The organism is Aestuariispira insulae, from assembly GCF_003385955.1.
In the GTDB taxonomy this organism is placed as follows: domain Bacteria; phylum Pseudomonadota; class Alphaproteobacteria; order UBA8366; family Aestuariispiraceae; genus Aestuariispira; species Aestuariispira insulae.
In genome coordinates, this window is sequence record NZ_QRDW01000002.1 from 220,072 (window position 1) to 237,917 (window position 17,846).

Annotated in this window: 14 protein-coding genes; 4 read left to right on the forward strand and 10 right to left on the reverse strand. The window is 56.6% G+C overall.

Translation table 11 applies throughout. The features are described from left to right. The first annotated feature begins 21 nt into the window (after nt 1–21). A complete protein-coding gene (locus tag DFP90_RS07050; RefSeq protein ID WP_115935755.1) occupies nt 22–561 on the forward strand; it encodes a hypothetical protein in 540 nt (179 codons plus the stop codon). A gap of 6 nt (nt 562–567) precedes the next feature. On the opposite strand, the gene DFP90_RS07055 is transcribed toward DFP90_RS07050, so the two are convergent. Together DFP90_RS07055 and DFP90_RS07060 are read right to left on the reverse strand one after the other, a co-directional pair. Further along, nucleotides 568–2,748: a DEAD/DEAH box helicase gene (locus DFP90_RS07055; protein ID WP_115935756.1), complete on the reverse strand. Its 2,181-nt coding sequence runs from the start codon at nt 2,746–2,748 to the stop codon at nt 568–570. 172 nt (nt 2,749–2,920) lie between these two features. After that, nucleotides 2,921–3,481 (reverse strand): helix-turn-helix domain-containing protein, encoded by a 561-nt coding sequence (locus DFP90_RS07060; protein WP_115935757.1) that lies wholly within the window; start codon nt 3,479–3,481, stop codon nt 2,921–2,923. A 105-nt stretch (nt 3,482–3,586) separates the two neighbouring features. Between DFP90_RS07060 and DFP90_RS07065 the strand changes: the two genes are divergently transcribed. After that, nucleotides 3,587–4,774, forward strand: coding sequence for a benzoate/H(+) symporter BenE family transporter (locus DFP90_RS07065; RefSeq protein WP_115935758.1), 1,188 nt, complete (start codon nt 3,587–3,589; stop codon nt 4,772–4,774). Between the two features lie 151 nt (nt 4,775–4,925). Here DFP90_RS07065 and DFP90_RS07070 read toward each other — a convergent pair whose 3' ends face one another. The 7 genes from DFP90_RS07070 to DFP90_RS07100 form a co-directional block, all read right to left on the reverse strand. Next, complete coding sequence (locus tag DFP90_RS07070; protein ID WP_115935759.1) at nt 4,926–5,276, reverse strand: RidA family protein; 351 nt, start codon at nt 5,274–5,276, stop codon at nt 4,926–4,928. Nucleotides 5,277–5,467: 191 nt separating this feature from the next. After that, nucleotides 5,468–6,727, reverse strand: a complete 1,260-nt coding sequence (locus DFP90_RS07075) for a S41 family peptidase (protein WP_115935760.1) — start codon at nt 6,725–6,727, stop codon at nt 5,468–5,470. Nucleotides 6,728–6,809: 82 nt separating this feature from the next. Beyond that, the gene (mctR, locus tag DFP90_RS07080; RefSeq protein WP_115935761.1) at nt 6,810–7,448 is read right to left on the reverse strand and encodes a two-component system response regulator MctR; all 639 of its coding nucleotides are present in this window, start codon (nt 7,446–7,448) and stop codon (nt 6,810–6,812) included. Then, on the reverse strand, nt 7,448–8,899 hold the full coding sequence (locus tag DFP90_RS07085) for a cache domain-containing protein (protein ID WP_115935762.1): 1,452 nt from the start codon (nt 8,897–8,899) through the stop codon (nt 7,448–7,450). Before DFP90_RS07085 ends, mctR begins: the two co-directional genes overlap by 1 nt. 72 nt (nt 8,900–8,971) lie before the next feature. Beyond that, complete coding sequence (locus tag DFP90_RS07090) at nt 8,972–9,466, reverse strand: GNAT family N-acetyltransferase (RefSeq protein ID WP_115935763.1); 495 nt, start codon at nt 9,464–9,466, stop codon at nt 8,972–8,974. Nucleotides 9,467–9,524: 58 nt separating this feature from the next. Further along, nucleotides 9,525–10,790, reverse strand: a complete 1,266-nt coding sequence (locus tag DFP90_RS07095) for a GGDEF domain-containing protein (protein ID WP_115935764.1) — start codon at nt 10,788–10,790, stop codon at nt 9,525–9,527. Nucleotides 10,791–10,970: 180 nt separating this feature from the next. Then, nucleotides 10,971–11,621 (reverse strand): PEP-CTERM sorting domain-containing protein, encoded by a 651-nt coding sequence (locus DFP90_RS07100; protein ID WP_115935765.1) that lies wholly within the window; start codon nt 11,619–11,621, stop codon nt 10,971–10,973. A gap of 280 nt (nt 11,622–11,901) precedes the next feature. Between DFP90_RS07100 and DFP90_RS07105 the strand changes: the two genes are divergently transcribed. Then, nucleotides 11,902–12,717 carry an aspartyl/asparaginyl beta-hydroxylase domain-containing protein gene (locus tag DFP90_RS07105; RefSeq protein WP_181905232.1) on the forward strand — a complete coding sequence of 272 codons (816 nt, stop codon included), beginning with the start codon at nt 11,902–11,904 and terminating at the stop codon, nt 12,715–12,717. An 85-nt stretch (nt 12,718–12,802) separates the two neighbouring features. On the opposite strand, the gene DFP90_RS07110 is transcribed toward DFP90_RS07105, so the two are convergent. Beyond that, complete coding sequence (locus DFP90_RS07110; protein ID WP_147300965.1) at nt 12,803–15,817, reverse strand: hypothetical protein; 3,015 nt, start codon at nt 15,815–15,817, stop codon at nt 12,803–12,805. 792 nt (nt 15,818–16,609) lie between these two features. Here DFP90_RS07110 and DFP90_RS07120 point away from each other — a divergent pair. Continuing rightward, entirely contained in the window at nt 16,610–17,764 is a 1,155-nt protein-coding gene (locus DFP90_RS07120) for a helix-turn-helix transcriptional regulator (RefSeq protein ID WP_115935769.1), read from the forward strand. The last annotated feature ends 82 nt before the right edge of the window (nt 17,765–17,846 follow it).

The window sequence follows — 17,846 nt, forward strand, 5'->3', positions numbered from 1 at the left end:
GCCCTTGAGGATTTCCCGCCGATGCAACTTGCCCCCTTTCAAGCCTGGTCCGGTGTGCCGACCACAGACAGCCGCCGGGCGTTGGCCCGAAACCTGATGGATACGGGCAAGGCTGCGACGGAAGAGATCCTGAAAGGCTTTGAAGAGATCCTTGCCGTCGAGGGGCCGATGCTTTCCAACCGCCTGTTTTCGCTCTACAGCAAGCAGGGCGGGCTTTCCAAGCTCACTCCCCAGGCCAAGAAACGGTTTTCCCAGGCCCTGAAGGAAGGCGGGCTCAATGGCCGCTTTGGCTTTGAACAGGATCCCGGCCATGACGGTGTGGTGATCCTGCTTTGGCTGCCGAAGGCGGAAAAAGTAAGCCCTCGTGAGCTTGGCAACCGGTCCATCATGGATGTGCCGTTGAATGAGCTGACTGAGGTGATGTTCGAAGTCTCGACCGAGATCAATTCGGAAACCGAAAAGCAGTTGATCAATGCCATGGCGGCGCTCTACAAAATCAACCGGCTCTCGGCGGATGCGGAGAGCCGGTTGCAGCGGGCCTATGACCAGCTTTTCAGCTGAGCGGCATTAAGCGTCCGATTTCGGGCCTTTGCGTTTTAAGGTCGCCATGCCGGACAGATTGCCGGATTTTCCCTTAGCGGCTCTGGCGGCCTTTGTGCGCTGATCCTTCTTGCCTTTGTCCCAACGCTGTTTCTTGCCATCGGGGCCCTTTTTTCCCTTGGGCGCTTTCGAGCCTTTGGCAAAGGCTTCGCGTTTTTTCTCGCGGAATTCTTTCTTGCTGCGCGGCTTTTCCCACAGGCGGTCGCTGCCGATCAGATCGTCCGAAGGTGCAGCCGGTGCCTGTTCGGCGGCGGGTTCCTGCTTGCGCGGGGCTTCTCGCCGGGGCTTTTCCGTCCGTTCGGATCGCTTGTTATCCTCGAAGCGGGCCGGTTTGCCGTCGCGGCGGTCGCGGGATTTGTCATCTGGGCGTCCGCCATCGCGCGGGCCGCGATCCTGGAAACCACCTTCACGCGGTGCACGATCTTTGGAACCACGATCACGGGGAGCGCGATCCCGGGGGCCACGGTCTCGGCTGTCTCGATCCCTCGAGGGCGGGCCGCGGCGCTCGCGCTTGTCTTCCGGCACGCCCTCCAGGCGGTCAACGGTGACGGTTTTTTCGATCTTGCGCGAAGGGCCGATCGCTTCCAGGAACTGATCCACCACATGGGGCGACAATTCCACATGGGTATTGTCCTGGTTGATGCGGATCGCACCAATGCCGTTCTTGGTCACATGTCCATTGCGGCAGAGCATGGGGATGATCCAGCGGGGTTCCGCATTATGCTTGCGGCCGACTGACAGCTGGAACCAGACGCCATCTTCGAAATCCTGGGATTTGCCGCGCTGCTTGCGCTCGCCCCGTTCCCCACGGTCCTGGTCCGGGCGGCCCGCAGGCCCCTGGTCCAGCAATTCTTCCGGTGCCGGACGTTTGGACTGATGCTGGCGGATCAAAGCCGCAGCCACCTGTTCCGGGCTGTGGCTGTCCAGCAATTCACGGACGGCGGTCATTTCCTCATCACTGATGGGCTCGGCCAGGGCCGGGCTGGCGAGGAAGCGCTCGCGGTCACGCTGGGCGATTTCTTCAACCGAAGGCGGCTTGCCCCAATTGGCCTGGACCTTGGCGGCTTGCAGCAGCCGTTCGGTCCGCTTGCGCCAGTTATAAGGCACCACCAGCGCGCTCACCCCTTTGCGGCCGGCACGGCCTGTGCGGCCTGAGCGGTGCAGCAGGGGCTCCGGGCTTTTCGGGATATCCGCATGGATCACCAGTTCCAGTTTCGGCAGGTCGATACCGCGGGCGGCGACATCGGTGGCGACACAGACCTGGGCGCGGCAGTCGCGCATGGCCTGCAGCGCGTTGATTCGCTCTTTCTGGCTTAATTCGCCAGACAGCGCCACCACGGAAAAACCCCGGTTGTTCAACCGGCTGGTCAGGTGATTAACGGTGGCTCTAGTGCCGCAAAAGACGATCGAATTGGTCGGTTCGTAATAGCGCAGCAGGTTGATGATTGCGTTTTCCTTGTCATTAGGCGCGACCGAAAGGGCGCGATATTCAATATCGCTGTGCTGTTCTTTTTCAGCCTTGGTGGAGACCCGAACCGCGTCTTGCTGATAGCGCCTGGCTAGGGCTGCGATGGATTTCGGAACCGTCGCGGAAAACAGCAGGGTGCGGCGGTCGGGGGGCGTGGTGTCCAGGATATATTCCAGGTCATCCCGGAAGCCCATATCCAGCATCTCGTCCGCTTCATCGAGAACAACAGCGCGCAGGAAGGTAACGTCCAGTGAACCGCGCTCGATATGGTCGCGCAGGCGGCCCGGTGTGCCGACCACGATATGCGCCCCGCGTTTTAGCGCCCGGCGCTCGCCGCCCATATCCATGCCGCCAACACAGCTGGCCAATTGCGCGCCGGTCTCACGATAGAGCCATTCCAGCTCGCGCATCACCTGCAGGGCCAGCTCGCGGGTCGGGGCAATGATCAGGCCCATGGGCACATCGGCCCGGCCGAAGCGGTCTTCGCCCAGCAGCAGGTCCGGGGCCATGGCCAGGCCAAAGGCAACGGTTTTACCGGAACCGGTCTGGGCGGATACCAGGGTATCCTTGCCGGCAAGGTCCGGGGCGATCACCGCCTGCTGGACCGGGGTCAGGGATTCATAGCCGCGATTGGCCAACGCCTGATTGAGCGCCGGGAGGACGCCTTCGAAATCTGTCATAGAGTATCTGTCTTTCGGATAGTCTTAAGTCCGTGCGCGTCAACCGCCATCGGGAGTTCCGTTTTGACCTTGGTCTGCACGGGGCGCACATCGCCATCAACATAATGGCGGGACGGGTTGTTTCTCCGCCCCTTTTAAGCGTTACTGTCACGGAATGCAAAGGAAACAGTGATCAGCCCGGATAATGGATCAGGTTGAGGATGCGCGCGGGGTGGTCTGTCAGGTTCCGGTAGCCATGCTCGCGGTCGGCGGCGAAACGCAGGGACTGGCCGCTTTTCAGCTGATACCAGATGCCATCGGCCAGGATCTCCAGCTCCCCTTCGATCACGGTGATATGTTCGACCACGCCATGATCATGGGGATCTGATATCCGGTTGCAACCGGGTTCAAAGACAATATCAAACTGCTCAAAGCCAAATTGTGGTTCAAAGGGGAACAGGGTGGCGGCGGCCAGACCGCTATCATCGGCCGGCTGGCGGAGATCCTCCGCATCTCGTTTCACGGTCCGGTCCAGCCGGGGCAGGGGGCGTTCCAGAAAGGCGGAAAGCGGCAGGCCGCTGCCGGTGGCGATCTTCCACAGCGTGGCTACGGTCGGGCTGGATTCGCCGCGCTCGATCTGGCCCAGCATGGCCTTACTGACCCCGGTCTCCTTAGACGTGCGGTCCAGGCTCCAACCCAGGTCGGCCCGGCGCTGTTTCAGGGTTTGCGCGATATGCGGCCCCGGATCTTTCATGTTTCTATCTCCATAAAAATCACTTGTGCGTTATAGCGCACGCTGTTACGGTCGTCCAGTTCGTGCGTTATAGCGCACAATTGAGATGTTGAGGGAGTGACGGACATGTTCAGGCATCTTGTACCGGGCCATATATCGGCAGGGTTTGTTTCGGTCCTGGTCGGCTATACCGGTGCGGCGGCGATTGTTTTTCAGGCGGCGCAGGCGGCAGGCGCGACACCCGACCAGGTTGGATCCTGGATGCTGGCTCTGGGCCTCGGGATGGGGCTGTGCGGCATTGGCCTGACGCTTTGGTTCAAACAGCCGGTCCTGATTGCCTGGTCGACACCGGGCGCGGCCCTCCTTACGGTTAGCTTGGCAGGGGTGAGTATGGCCGAGGCGGTGGGCGCTTTTCTCTTCTGTTCGGCATTGATCACGATTTGCGGGCTCACGGGCCTGTTTGACCGGTTGGTGAATTTGATCCCGAAGACACTGGCCAGCGCCATGCTGGCGGGGGTTTTGCTGCAATTCGGTCTGAAGGCCTTCCTGGCCCTGGAAACCGGCTTTGCCATAGCGGGCGGCATGATGGCCGCCTATCTGGCCGGGCGGCTGTTCTGGAACCGCTATGCGATACCGGTCACCTTCCTGGCGGGTATATTGCTCTCAATGGCGGGGGGCATGGGGGATGGCCTCACCCTGCCGGTGGCGCTGACCATGCCGGTCTTTGTGATACCGGAATTTAACCCGGCGGTCCTGATCGGGGTTGGGATTCCGCTGTTCATCGTGACCATGGCCGGCCAGAACCTGCCGGGCATCGCGGTGATGCGGGCCCATGGCTATGACGCTCCGGCCTCCCCCCTGATCACCTGGAGTGGGATCACGGGGCTGGTTCTGGCACCAATCGGCGGCTTTGCCTTTAATCTGGCGGCGATTACGGCGGCGATCTGTATGGGGCGTGATGTGGATGAAAAACCGGAACGCTGTTACCTGGCTGCCGTTTGGTGCGGGGGCATCCATGTCTTTGTCGGTCTTTTTGGTGCGACCATTGCCGCTCTTTTTGCTGCTTTCCCACAGGAAATGGTCCTGGCCATAGCGGGGTTGGCCCTGCTGGGCACTATCGGCGGCAGTTTGAAAACGGCGATGGCGGAGGATGGCGAGCGCGAAGCCGCCATGATTTGTTTTACCATCACTGCATCTGGCCTAAGTCTGTTTTCCATCGGGGCTGCTTTCTGGGGGATTGCGGCCGGCATGGCCGTGCATGGCCTGATGTCCTGGCGGACAAACCGGTCTTTAGCCCGGCGTGAGCAGGCCTGACCCCATAGGCCTGTCTCCGGCCCTCTGCCGGGTTGGGCGGCCATCCCGAAGTGGATTGGCCGCCCTTTTTTATGCCTGGCATGGATATAAGAAAAAACCCGGCCAGGGGCCGGGCATTTTAGTTGGTCTTGCCGTATCTCTTATGATGGGGTCAATCAGCGGCGGCGATGATCCCAATCTCGACCTTGAATTCGGGGCGCGCCAGTCGCGCCTCGACACAGGCGCGCGCCGGTGCGTCGCCTTGCGGCACCCAGTCATCCCAAATGCTGTTCATTTCTTCGAAATCATCCATATCAGCCAGCCAGATCGTGGCTGAAAGGATCTTGGTTTTGTCCGTGCCGGCGCCAGCCAGAAGGCTGTCGATCCGGGCAAGGATCTGTGCGGTCTGTCCCGCCGTTGACTGGGTTGCGTCATCGGCCACCTGGCCTGCCAGATAAACGGTGCCGCCATGCATCACAACCTGGCTCATCCGGGCACCGGTTTTCATCCGCACAATTTTCATCTTGTCCTAGTCTCCCTATCAAACACTCTTGAGCGCCGGGTGTTGTTCATCCGGTCATTCTTCTTGTTCAACTGCCAGGCAGAAGAGTGTGTGGAAATTATGACAAAGACCATTGCCGATTTTGCATGGCAGGCATGCATGATCGAAAATACGGCGGTCCAGGTTCCGGAATCCCTTAAGGTCGGACAAATCTATCCCCCAGCCAGTGTGATGGCTTTGGCAAGCTGGGGATCTGTCTGAAAACTATAATCATGTTTGACCTGAACGTCCGGCTGGACGCCATCAAGCAGTTCGCGGCCATCCATACGATTGATCCGGGCGATTGGCACCAGGGCGGTTCCGCCGGCAGCTGTCTCGATAGATTCCAGCAGGGATACGCCGCCGGCTGTCACACCGCCGATCAATGTCGCCCGTTCATTGTCCCGCAAGCTGAACGCGAGCAGCTCAGCCATCTGGCTGGTTTGCTTATTCACCACCAGATAGACCGGGTTGGCATATTGGCGTTCGCCGAGGCTGTAGAGTGTTTTGTAGTCGTTGCGATAATATAACCTGGCGAGCGGGGTGTCCCTGGGCAGGAACAAACCTGCAATCTTGGCTGTTTCGGTAGGTGTGCCTGAAACCGGGCCGCGCAGGTCCAGGATGATCGGCCTGGGTGTCTGGCCAGAAACCTGACCGGCGAGGATCAGCTCGAGGCTGTTCAGGGCATGGAGATCAAAACGCTGAAACTTGAAGACCAAGGCATTGCTGCCAGCGTCGGTCATCTTCAAATTTTTTGCTTTAAGGGCGGCTCTTTCCAGGGAGAAAGCCTGGGCGGGCTGATTTTGCCGGGGCTTCAGAAGGATGTCGGCCTTGGTACCGATCAGGCCTTCCTGCCAGCCCGATTTCTCAGAGATCATCATACGTTCGACAGATTTCCCGTCGATGCTGGCGATAAAAAATCCGCGCGGGACTCCGGCCACTTCAGCGGGCGAGCCTGGAATGACATCTGCAATATAGAGCGATTTACCGATCTTCCAGGTGACAATCCCCAATGTCCCGGTCCTGCCTTCGCGGGAGCGCTTGCTGGCGGCCGGTGGCCGATAGCTTGAATCCCACATGGCCCGGGCCAGTCCTTCCAGCAGCAGCTGGGACAGCTGCTCTCGGGAGCCGGGTGGGGAAGACAACACCAGCATTTCAACCTGTTGATGGGTTTTCCCAATGATTTTCTGACGGTCCCACTTTACATAATTATTGCGGGCAAAGGTGTCGAGCAGGCTAAAGACTTCCCTGACATCTCCCGCCAGAACATCGGGTGCCTGGATGCCGTAGGTCTCGAGATAGGGACTATAAAGCGCGGCGATGATTGCGGGGTCTGGTTTCATGGCCTTGGTCGTACGCCCGCCATCTTCTGTGGTCTTGCACGCCACGAGCAGTAACAGGGCAGCCATGGCCCCGATCAGATTTGGTCTCATCCCGCTTGTTCCCTTCCCAATTCATGTGTTGCGGAGCAAGTTAGGGGAAGCAGGGGCATGATCCAAGTGTGATCTTCCCTATTCAGACCAAGCCGCACTCAATCGCATATTTGGTCAGGCCTGCGGTGGTGGAAATTTTGAGCTTGCGCTTGATATTGCGGCGGTGGGTTTCTGCGGTTCGGACAGAGATATCCAGTTCTCTTGCCACATGCTTGTTGCTTTTGCCCTGGGCTAGCAGGATGAGGATTGTCTGCTCGCGTGTGGTCAGCGGGTTGGCATTGTCGGAATCCATGGAATTGAGCAGGATGTCGGACACGCCGGAGGAAAAATAGGTGCCGCCTTGATGGACCGAGCGGATCGCGGTCACCAGTTCCTGGGACGGCACATCTTTCAAGACAAAGCCACGGGCCCCGGAATTCAGCGCACTGGTGATATACTCCCGGTTGTCATGCATGGAGAGCATCAACAGCTTGATGGCTGGATAACGTTCCCGGAAAACCTCGGTCGCGTCCAGGCCGTTCAACTCCGGCATGTTGATATCCATCAGCACAATATCCGGCTGGCTTTCCGCCGCCCGCTCCAGGGCTTCGCGTCCGGTTCCCGCGGTGGCCACCACCTCAATATCCTCATTGATTTCCAGGCAGGCGCGAATGCCGTCCAGGACCAGGGGATGGTCATCGGCCAGCAGGACACGGATCGGTTTGTCGGCGGGATTACCCATTATATGGCCTCTTTGATCTTGGAGGTTTCTTCTGATTTGAAATCGGGCAGGTCGGCGGGTTCCGGCGGGATATCACCCTGATCCGGGCGACGCAGGATATCGCGCGGCAGATGGGCGATGATCGTGGTGCCGCGGCTGCCGGAGGATATTTTCAAGGAACCGTCATGATATTCCAGCCGTTCCTGCATATTGCGCAGCCCCATGCCGCGATGCGGGTTGCGCGTGGTTTCCAGTTCCTGCAAATCAAAACCGACTCCGTCATCGGAAATTTTCAGCTCAACCCCTTTGTTGGAAGAAGATAGGCTGATATCGACATTCGCCGCATCCGCATGGCGCTCGATATTGGTCAGGGTCTCCTGGGCGATGCGGAAGAGGGTGGTCTTCACGTCATTGGGCAGCAGGTTGCGGAACACCACGGTTGAAATGGCAACATTGATGCCTGTTCGTTCGGAAAACTCGTTGGCCAGGCTTTTCAAGGCCGGTGACAGGCCGAGATCATCCAGCATGCTGGGCCGTAGATCACGGGAGATGCGCCGGACTTCCTTGATCGCGGTATTCAGACCGTCGGAGCCCTTTTCAATGGCTGGCAGTGCGTCGGCCGAGGATTTGGAGGCATGGCTCTTGGCCAGCTCCAGCGCATATTTCACCGACACCAGAAGCTGGCTGATACCGTCATGCAGCTCGCGCGCAACGCGGCCGCGCTCTTCTTCCTGGGTGGCAACGATCCTCTGGGTCAGTTTTTTAAGCTTGAGATCCGCCAGTTTCTGTTCGCGCAGATTAATGATGATCCCAATCACAAAAACAATGGTGAGGGCTGCCAGGGTGATGCCGGCGATCAAAAAGAAGGTCTGTATCCGGCGGTTGGAAACCTCGCGTTCAATGGTCTGCATCTGGTCGACCACGTCATCGATATAGATGCCGGTGCCCAGCATCCAGCCCCATTTTTCAAGGGCGACGACATAGGAGATCTTGTCCGCCATTTTGCCGGTGGAGGGTTTCTCCCATTTATAGCGGTGATAGCCACCGCCTTCGCGTGCGGTCCTGATCAGGTTCTGTACCACTTTATCGCCGTTGGCATCCTCCAAATCCCACCAAATCAAGCCAACCCGGTAGGGCTGGGCGGGGTGGACCAGCCCTTCGCCGTCAAAGTCATAGACAAAGAAATAGCCATCGGTACCAAAGGTAATGTCATTCAAGATGGTCTTGGCTTCCGCCTTGGCGATTTGATCATCGGGAGTGGCGTTGCTGTAAATATGATCAATGGAGGTCAGGGCAAGCTGGATGTAGTTTTTCAGTTCCGATTTTTTGGTATCCAGCAGGCTGCGCTCAAAAGTTCGAACCTCCGCTTCCGAGAGATAATGCTCCTGATAGGTAACCCATAGGGTGATCGCGGAAACGGCAATCACCAGGGGCACGGTGGCGAGCAATATGATCTTTTGCCTGAGATTCATGAATGTCCTTTGCAAGGGCCGCTTGGCCGGTCAGGCGATTTTATCACCGGCTCCCGGAAAAAGCCCTACCCATTAATCGGTAGGGCTATCCGGCTGACTGGGGGGAATGGGGGCCAGTTGCATCCGGAAATTGCGTAATATCTGGCCGCGTAGTGGAACGTCCTGTGCTTTTATCACCTTGAAACCGGCATGTTCAAAAAAGGGCTTTGCGGTAATGCTGACATGGGCATCAATGGCGTCCAGGCCCTGCTGGCGGGCTTGATCGAGGATGCGTTGCATGAGTTTACCGCCAATGCCTCGACCCTGATGATTGCAGGAAACGAAGAACATATCCAAGAGGCCCTCATCGGAAAGATCGGCAAAGCCCAGCATCTCTCCATTTTCCTCTATCTTGAAACCGGTTTTTCCGGCCATGGCCATGTGCCAGTCCTGCGGGGCTAGATCAGCCGGTGCCCAGGCGTCCAACTGGGCTTGACTGTAATCCCGACAGTTCACCCGATGAATGGTGTTGCGGAACAGGGTCAGGGCCGCCGGCAGGTCTGCCGACAATAATGGTTCGGTTTTCATAGGCTTGTTCCATCGTGCGGCGTAGGAGGGGCGGATATAGCCGTTTCGCGGGGAATTGTCACTCTTGGCGCGTATTCTTTTCCTCGAAAGCGGCGCATGTGCCGCCGCCTCTGCTTTTGGCGTCGGCCAGGGCCGTTTCTGCTGCGACCATCAGGGCGGTGCTGTTGTTTTTTTGAGCAGGGTAAAAGGCGGCTCCAATGGAGAGACTTATGGTGATCTGATGCTCGTCTATTGTGATCGGTTTTTGCAGCGCATCCAAAATCCGGTCTGCGGGCGTATGTTCGAGCCCTTGCCGGTCCAGTGTCGTGACAATGACCGCAAATTCGTCGCCGCCGGTCCTGGCCACGGTGTCAATGGTCCGGCATTTTTCCCGCATCCGGCTGGCGATTTCACGGAGGACCTTGTCGCCAGTTGTATGGTCGAACAGGTCATTCACCTGGCCAAACCGGTCAAGATCAATCACCAGCAACCCGAACGCTTGGCCGGTCCGCTTGGACAGCTCAATGGCCTCATTCAGGCGGATTTCGAAATGCTGCCGGTTGGCCAAACCGGTCAGTTGATCGGTCATGGCCAGTGACTGGGCCCGCCGCTCGGCGGCGCGGCGGATCTGGATCTCGTGCTGTAACTCCTGGTTCAGCGCTTTGATCTCTTCTTTTTCCGCCATGACCTCCTGCAGCAGGTCCGCATTTTCGTGGCGCAATTGCAGACTGGCCATCAACTGGGCATGGCTGCGTCGGAAGGCGATCAACAGGAACAGGAAATAACAGGCCACAATCATGGCCAGCGTGATCTGTTCAACATCGCCTAAAATGGCAAATCGGAAAGAAAGTGGCAGCAAGATTGGACAGATGAAGCTGAAATAACTGGCAGGGTCAGCCGCCATGCTGGTCATGGCGGCGGCACAGACCCCCCCCAAAAGAAAGATGGTGATCAACTGATGGGATGGCAGGTCCAGGGGAAGAAAGCCGAAAGCGGCTGCCCCCCATCCGGCACCTTGCAAAAATGTTCCCAACACATAGAGATGATGCCATTTGCGCAGATAGGAAAGATCAGCCTGCTGTTTATCGAAAAGGCTTACCAGGACCACGCGCAGCAAGCTGATGATGACCATGTAAAACAGCCATGGCCAGATGAAGCCTTCCTCCGTGTTGTCATATTGCAGGAACACAATGACAGCCATGACCACCAGGGTGGATATGGTGGATGTGACCTGGGCCGAAAAGAGGATTTGCAGACGCTCGGCAAAACGGGCACCAGCCATTTTGTCGATAAACGGTGTTCTGTCAGTTTTCCTGACTGGCTCTGCGGCGTTTTCTGGCTGCATGGGGTCCCGGGGCTTGATCCTTCGAGAATGGCGTAAAACGCTGTTCCAGCCTAAAGCCTGCTGGTTAATTTTTTGGAAAAACCCCGGTCCTTTGTGAACGAGGGCGGGTATATGAAAAAGGGCGGCACCTGGGGATGCCGCCCTTTTACCGAACCGGAACGCAATGCGCCTCGGAAAAGATTAGTTGGCCTGATGGCGGCGTCGGCGACGCACAGCCCCCATGCCGATCAGAGAGAGGCCGATCAGCCCCGCCATGGCGGGCTCCGGAACATCCGTCCCGGTGCCGGGCCGGTTGGTGCCGGAAACGAAAGTTTCATTGGAAATATCCACGATTATCTCGTCGCTGCCGAAGGCCCGGGCTGACATATCGAAAAAGACCTTGTGGCTGCTTTGAGGGTCGTAGGAAAGCGCGCTGGATTGGCCGGAACTGGCCAGAACGCCATTGATGAAGACATCGATCATGTCGGTGGCATAGTCGATCCCGATGGCGATCTGGTTCGTGACCGATCCAAAGTCGAACTGCGCATAGCTGCTTTCGCCATTGAACCCGAAATGGCCGATTTCACTGTCGGTGATGTGGAAATAGGACAAGACCATGGAACTGCCGGCAAAATTTCCGCTATACCCTAGATAGAGATGGGGGTTGCTGCCGGCATCATTGTCATAGTTCTGAATGGTCATATCAAAGGTCAGTAGGAACTGGTCCGAGGACATGCGGTTCTCGCTGGGAACTTCCAGGCTGTTGGGAACATTTGAATCCAGGATGGCCGCCTGGCCGGTACCAAAGGACAGCAGCATTATGGATGCCGCGAAAGCAAGTTTCTTGAACATGGTCTAAGACTCCAGATTAATGCAGGTTTTAATGCGCACCCATGGCCAATCACATCGATGCGCAAGATGCGTTTTTGTCTACTGCTGGAGACGTAAAGGCGGAACGGAGAAGCGTCATACCCCAATTGGTGTATGGGACGGGGATTAGCTGACATTTTATTGAATTTTGAGGGAAAATTTTCCTATGTCTTCAGCTGGCATTCAGATTGATCGCGTTTGAATTTCCTCACGAAATCGATTATCAGCGAATTGGGTATTTAATCGGGAGATGGCAGGGGTAATGGCAGATCGCAGTTTTAACTATGTCAGACGGAAGCTCGCGCGTCATTTGATTGCGGTGGTTTGTGTCGGGGCAACAATTTATTTCCTGCCCTATCTCATCCCGGTTTATGCCATTTTCGGGCTTCTGGATATTTCGCGCCATGAACGGATCGATTATGTCACCTTCAAACGCTATTTCTGGGGCAACGGCTTTCCGACCCTGCTGCTAGCGCCGTTTAACCTGTTGATCGACCTGATTTCGAAGCGGAATCACTATGTGTTCCGGATGCAGGATCTGCCCGAGGATTACCAGGCGGAAATCACCCATGCGATCACGAACCTCAAGGATCGCCGGGAAGAATTGATTGATGCCATTGACCAGCGCCTGGCCGACAACCGCCGCGGCATGCTGTTTTTGAAATGGTATGACAAAAAAATGGATCAATCGGTCTTCGAATTTGACCAGGATTATCGTTATATCAAAACCGTCGCGGTGTCTGTCTTTAACAAACATCAGCAGACAAAGCTGCATTTCGGCCCGCTGCGCCTGACATACAGGGTGCTGTATAATCTAACGCCGGTGGACAGCGATCAGGTCTATATCCAGGTGGGTCAGAAAAAGCATTTTTGGAAAGATGACCCCTTATTCATCTTTGATGATACTTTGATCCATAAATCGGCAAATCTGACCGACAATGTGCGCTATTGCCTGTTCATGGATATTGTCCGTCCCAGCCGTTTTCCGGCCATTCTGGAATTTCTGCTCCACCGGGTGAATTTTGTGATGCAGGGCATCAAGACCGTTTTTTATAAAAACTGGGCGGTGATCCGCTGAGGCGCTTCCCGGTTGGATGATCAAGAAAAACCCCCGGCGCATATCGCGCCGGGGGTTTTTCAGATCCGGTGCCCGGTGAGGGGGATCAATACCAGATGTCGGTGCCCGCCGTCAGCTGGTTCGCATCGACATTTTCCAACGTCGTGATGATGAAGTCACCGGAGGTCGGATCATTCATCCAGATCTCGGCCCCGGTTTCACCCTGCCGGATGGCAACATCGGCGTTTTCACCTGCCGCCAGCATCAAATGACGCAAATCCAGCACATCCTTGCCGGTGTCAAAGCCCGCAATCTGGCTGCCCGTTTGCGCCACGTCCCGGTAAATGAACATGTCTGCCCCTTCCATGTTATCCTGTTCACCCTGTATTGCGGTAACGATATACCCCGGATCCGGATTCGAGGAAAGCGAAACTGCATCAGTAACATTTCCCGGATTGCGGGTTTCTGTGCTGCCGTCGGAAAAGGTGACAATCTCGGTGCCATCGGCGGCGATCATGCCGCTATTGCCCCATTCATCCTGCCACTGTTCGGACCCATCCGAATACCAGGTCCTGACATTGCCGTTGCCGTCATACCAGGTTCGGCTACCGTCGGCAGCAGTCGACCCGCCAGACCCATCCGGCATCTGATAATCATAGCTGCCGTCCGCATAATGGTTTTCAATTTTGCCGTCGGCATGGGTGGTGGTGGCATTGCCCTGGCCGTCCCAACTGTGGCTGCCGCCGTCAGCCCATTCGGTCCAGCCGCTGCCATCATTATTGTGATGTTCAACCGTGCCGTCAGACAGTGTGCGAACCTCATTGCCGTCGGCGTCTTTCCAGCCCGAGACGCCCCATTCGCTGGTCCAGGATTCGGAACCGTCTGCGTACCAGGTGCGGCTGTTGCCATCCAGGCCGATCCAGCCGTGGTCGCCATCGGGGTTTTCCCAGCCACCGGTGCCGTCCGGCATATACCAGCTATGCCGACCATCCAGCTCAAACACCTCATGCTTGCCATTGTCATGGATCAGGGTGCGTTGGCCTTCCGCGCTTTCATATTCGGTGATTCCCCAGGGATAGTCCCGGGAGATGGTGCCATCGGCATAGGTGGTGACAATGGTGCCGTTGTCGAGGGTTTCGACCACGGGGCCGGCAGGATTTTCCCCCGGATCTTCCCCCGGATCTTCCCCCGGATCTTCCCCCGGATCTTCTCCTGGATCTTCTCCGGGATCCTCTCCCGGGCCTTCAACGGGGTCTTGATTAACCAATTCCGAAACCGGTACCGCGTCCTGACCGGCGAAATTGATGGTTTCCACATTGGTGACCATTACGGGGCGGCCGTCATGGGTGATGCGGATGGCTCCCCCCTCCAACAATTCAATCCCATAGGCTTCCCGGTTTTCAGGCAAAAGCAGCACATCGTCACCGGCGCCGCCGTCAATGGTTTCGGAATCCTGGCTCAAACGGTAAATGAGGTCATCCATTTCAGACCCGTTAAGTGCACTCATGCCGTCGCGTCCGACAATCACCTGGCCATTGGTAAAGACATCTCCATCCCGGTCATCCCACCAGACGTCACCATTTGCATTGAATGCCAGAATGGTTTCCGATTTCGGTGTCTCCGTTTCCTGAAACCGGTTTTCCCAAATGCCCCAGTTGCCATAGCGGCTGGATTCGGAGATGCCTTTGTAATACATCAGCTCGCCGCCACCGGCGGCTTCCCAGGCAGTGAACATCTCGTCAATGAGGCTGGCCATTTCCGGGTGATTGTTGATCGCTTGGTAAAAGGCGGTCAGTTCCGGATCATCGGCACCAAATAAATCAACCACGATATGCGGGCCGCCTTCATAGGCGACCATGCGTAATCCATGTTCGGCGGCAACCTGACCATGATAGGTCATGGCGTCGGCCAGGCCTTCAAGACTATCCCCGGTCTCAAGATGGCGGCCATCGCGGATCTGTTCGAAGGCCCGTTCAAAGCCGCCGTCGGGATCGTTCATCCATTCGCGGACCGTATCGTAATTCTCCGGGCTGTAGAGGCCGCCGGAGAAATAGGTCGTGGTGGCATAAAGGTCGAAAACTTCGCTGACCTCGCCTTCAATCACCTCGAACATATATTGTTCCAGCCCCAGCCAGCCGGGATGGGTGGCTAGAACAGTCTGTATGCCCGGCCCGTCCGGCGCTTGGGAAAACTCCTCTTTCCAGATATTGGCCACTTCCTCCGACCGGTGGGCGTAATATTTGACCCATCCACCCTGGACATCCTCGCCCCAGATCCCGACCGCTTTTTCCTGCGCATAGTGTGACTGCTCGAAACTCCAGTTCCAAACCTCGTTGGAATACTCGATGGAGGCGGTGAGTTCGGGATCGAGATTGTCCCGGACCAGCTTTGCCATCTCCCGGACATATTCGTCCGTTGCGTCATGGGGGATGTTGAACCAGGGATCTAGTTTCAATTCGTTCGCCAGTTGGATCTGGGCCTCGATCGGCACACCATAGGGGGATGTATAGGTGGCGTCCTCCAGAGTCGGCCTGTCTTCCCATTCGGAAAGGTCATTGCCGTTGGTGGATCCCCAATTCATGAAGCGAATGGAACGGAAATCCTCCATTTTGTCCAAATAATCCGCATCAAAGGCCTGCCCGGCATCCAATAGGGGCTCATAATCCTCGCGCACCACCTGGACATCGCGCACATAGTTGCCGGTGCCATTGGGGTCGGTCTCCCGGATCTGCAGATGCATCCAGCCGGTGTCCGTATCGGCCAGTTCCACCACCAGCCGTCCCGGTTTCGATGAAATGACGGTGACACCCGACATGGTGACGTCACCTTCGCCGTCATACCGGATCACATAGCGACCGGGGGCAAAGCTGCCTTCGTCCTGGGCCATGACGATGGCTCCCAGATAATCGGTGTTTTCTGGGATTTCCAGGGGCCAGCCATGGTCGTCGGACAGATGGTCAATGCCCGGATCCCAATGGTCCAGGTCATCGGGAGACCAATCCCGCTGGGCCATGAAGGGGCGGGCCATTTTGAACATATCCAGGAATGGGGCGTTGGATGTCCAGTCATTGACGAAATTGGTGTTAACACCCAGGGCAGGGCCGTTTTCTGTTTGCGGCATGGTCTCTTCCTCGGTCCGGGCCGGCAAATGCGCGGCCAAAATCTAATTCAAGAGATGCCGTTTCCGGGAAAAGATGGCTGGATGGGATCAGAATAGGCTGGCGTCCAATGGCCCCTGGCCATGAAAAACAGCATGCATTCCAAACCCGTCCGGGCTGATCACCCGTCAGCGGCATATGCATGCCCTGTCCCCAATGGTGCCTATATACCGCGTGAAATAGGCGCTGCCAAGAATTTAAAGATAGTAATTCATCTAAATTTTATTGATAATTCAACTGGTTACATTTTTTTGGTGAAACGGCATTTATTGCTTTGTCATACCCCAAATGGGGCATGACGGTTGGGATGCCGGCTCATAATTTCCGAGGCAGGGCGGAAGAAATCGGACCCGATTGCATGAAATCTATGCTCTGTCCCCAAATGACCATCGTTTCATGTGCCGGGTCGCCACTGATTGTGGTGTATTTCTTCCGCCCGACCTTCCTTCGAGCGTTTCTTAACAAATTATTAATCATGCTGTGATCGTGGTCACAGACTCTCTGGACAAGATCCCGGAAATAGGGCGCAACCAGGAAATCGGTACGCGCGGATCTCGTCGTGGCGGGTCATCGGATAAAATGTCTGCTGGCCCCAATGGGCTTTTTGAAGCTAATATTCACGAGATTGGCTGGGGGATTGGACCGGATTTCCAGGTTTGCCGCTGTTCCGCCAAAGCGGATGCGGCAGGAATTGAAGCAGGTTCCGGCCAAAGGGGCCTGTATGTAATATGGCTGCAGACTGAAGTTCTTGATAAATGAAGATTACGCAGGAAATGCTGGATCTGATTGGGGGCATCTATGATGTCACCATGGAACCTGAGGCGTGGAACGGCAACCTTGGTCGGCTGGCTCAGGTTGTCGGGGCGAAAGCTGCGACCATCTCATCCATTGATGAGGCGGATCCCTTCCTGAAAATCTGGGGTCGCAGCTATGATATCGGTGCAGACGCGGTGCGCCAATACCGGGATAATTTCAAGGATCAGGAAGCTGAACTTTATGCCAAGGTCGGGCGACTGCCGGCCGGCGTATTTATGCCTGAGCAGGCCTTGCGGGAAACCATCCCTGCCCTGAGTGGTCGGGAAAGCGGTTCCCAGCAATGGAAAAAGGAATGCCTGGGACTGGGGGAACGTGTTCATGCCCGCTTGAAGGCTGATGACGGGGCGCCAGAAATACTGTCCTTCTCATTTGGCGTCGGTGAGGGCGGCTTGACCCGTGCCGGCCAAGAACTCGCGTCTGTCTTTTTGCCGCATCTTGAGCGTGCGGTACGTATTTGTCAGCCAATGTCCAGGCTCAAGGCCTATTACAGCTCGCTTATGGATGCGCTCAATCATCTGCCGATTGGGGTCATGTTCCTCGCCGGCGACGGCTCTGTTGTGGCGCGCAATGAAGAAGCGGACCGGGTTCTTGAATTGAAAGACGGTCTGGTCCTCAGCAATCGGGAAGGGTTGGTTGCGATCAATAGCCGGGATCAGAGCAAACTTGGCGCTGCCCTGAGCGAGGCCATTGCCACAGCCCAGGGAGAGGCCATCGGCGCCGGATCGGTTTTCACCGTGGAACGCCGTTCGGGCCTTGACCCGTTTTTGTTGGAGGTGGTGCCGCTGATCCATCCGGATCTGACCGGCAGTGATGCCTATCGCGGCTGTCTGTTATTTGTGATCGATCCGGAAAACAGGTCGGTGATTTCGGTGGAAGGGATGCGCAACCTTTATGGGCTGACAAATGCGGAAGCCGAAATCTGCCGATTGATTGTTGAATGTCACAGTACCCAGGAAATTGCCGACATTCGGAAGGTCTCGGTAGCAACCGTGCGGACCCAGATGAAATCGGTTTTTTCCAAAACCGGTCTGCATCGGAAATCCGATCTTGTGCGTCTGGCTCTGAATGTGAATTTGCCCTTGGCATCGAACTGACAATCTGATGGCCAATCGAGGTCAATAGGCATCAATTTGAAATTATAGGTTGTATCGGGTATCATCACTGCCTTGTCAGGGC

Excerpts from the sequence above, each read along its gene's own strand:
- DFP90_RS07050 (WP_115935755.1), top strand. The coding sequence starts at position 22 with ATGCAACTTGCCCCCTTTCAAGCCTGGTCCGGTGTGCCGACCACAGAC.
- DFP90_RS07055 (WP_115935756.1), bottom strand. The coding sequence starts at position 2,748 with ATGACAGATTTCGAAGGCGTCCTCCCGGCGCTCAATCAGGCGTTGGCC.
- DFP90_RS07060 (WP_115935757.1), bottom strand. The coding sequence starts at position 3,481 with ATGAAAGATCCGGGGCCGCATATCGCGCAAACCCTGAAACAGCGCCGG.
- DFP90_RS07065 (WP_115935758.1), top strand. The coding sequence starts at position 3,587 with ATGTTCAGGCATCTTGTACCGGGCCATATATCGGCAGGGTTTGTTTCG.
- DFP90_RS07070 (WP_115935759.1), bottom strand. The coding sequence starts at position 5,276 with ATGAAAATTGTGCGGATGAAAACCGGTGCCCGGATGAGCCAGGTTGTG.
- DFP90_RS07075 (WP_115935760.1), bottom strand. The coding sequence starts at position 6,727 with ATGAGACCAAATCTGATCGGGGCCATGGCTGCCCTGTTACTGCTCGTG.
- mctR (WP_115935761.1), bottom strand. The coding sequence starts at position 7,448 with ATGGGTAATCCCGCCGACAAACCGATCCGTGTCCTGCTGGCCGATGAC.
- DFP90_RS07085 (WP_115935762.1), bottom strand. The coding sequence starts at position 8,899 with ATGAATCTCAGGCAAAAGATCATATTGCTCGCCACCGTGCCCCTGGTG.
- DFP90_RS07090 (WP_115935763.1), bottom strand. The coding sequence starts at position 9,466 with ATGAAAACCGAACCATTATTGTCGGCAGACCTGCCGGCGGCCCTGACC.
- DFP90_RS07095 (WP_115935764.1), bottom strand. The coding sequence starts at position 10,790 with ATGCAGCCAGAAAACGCCGCAGAGCCAGTCAGGAAAACTGACAGAACA.
- DFP90_RS07100 (WP_115935765.1), bottom strand. The coding sequence starts at position 11,621 with ATGTTCAAGAAACTTGCTTTCGCGGCATCCATAATGCTGCTGTCCTTT.
- DFP90_RS07105 (WP_181905232.1), top strand. The coding sequence starts at position 11,902 with ATGGCAGATCGCAGTTTTAACTATGTCAGACGGAAGCTCGCGCGTCAT.
- DFP90_RS07110 (WP_147300965.1), bottom strand. The coding sequence starts at position 15,817 with ATGCCGCAAACAGAAAACGGCCCTGCCCTGGGTGTTAACACCAATTTC.
- DFP90_RS07120 (WP_115935769.1), top strand. The coding sequence starts at position 16,610 with ATGAAGATTACGCAGGAAATGCTGGATCTGATTGGGGGCATCTATGAT.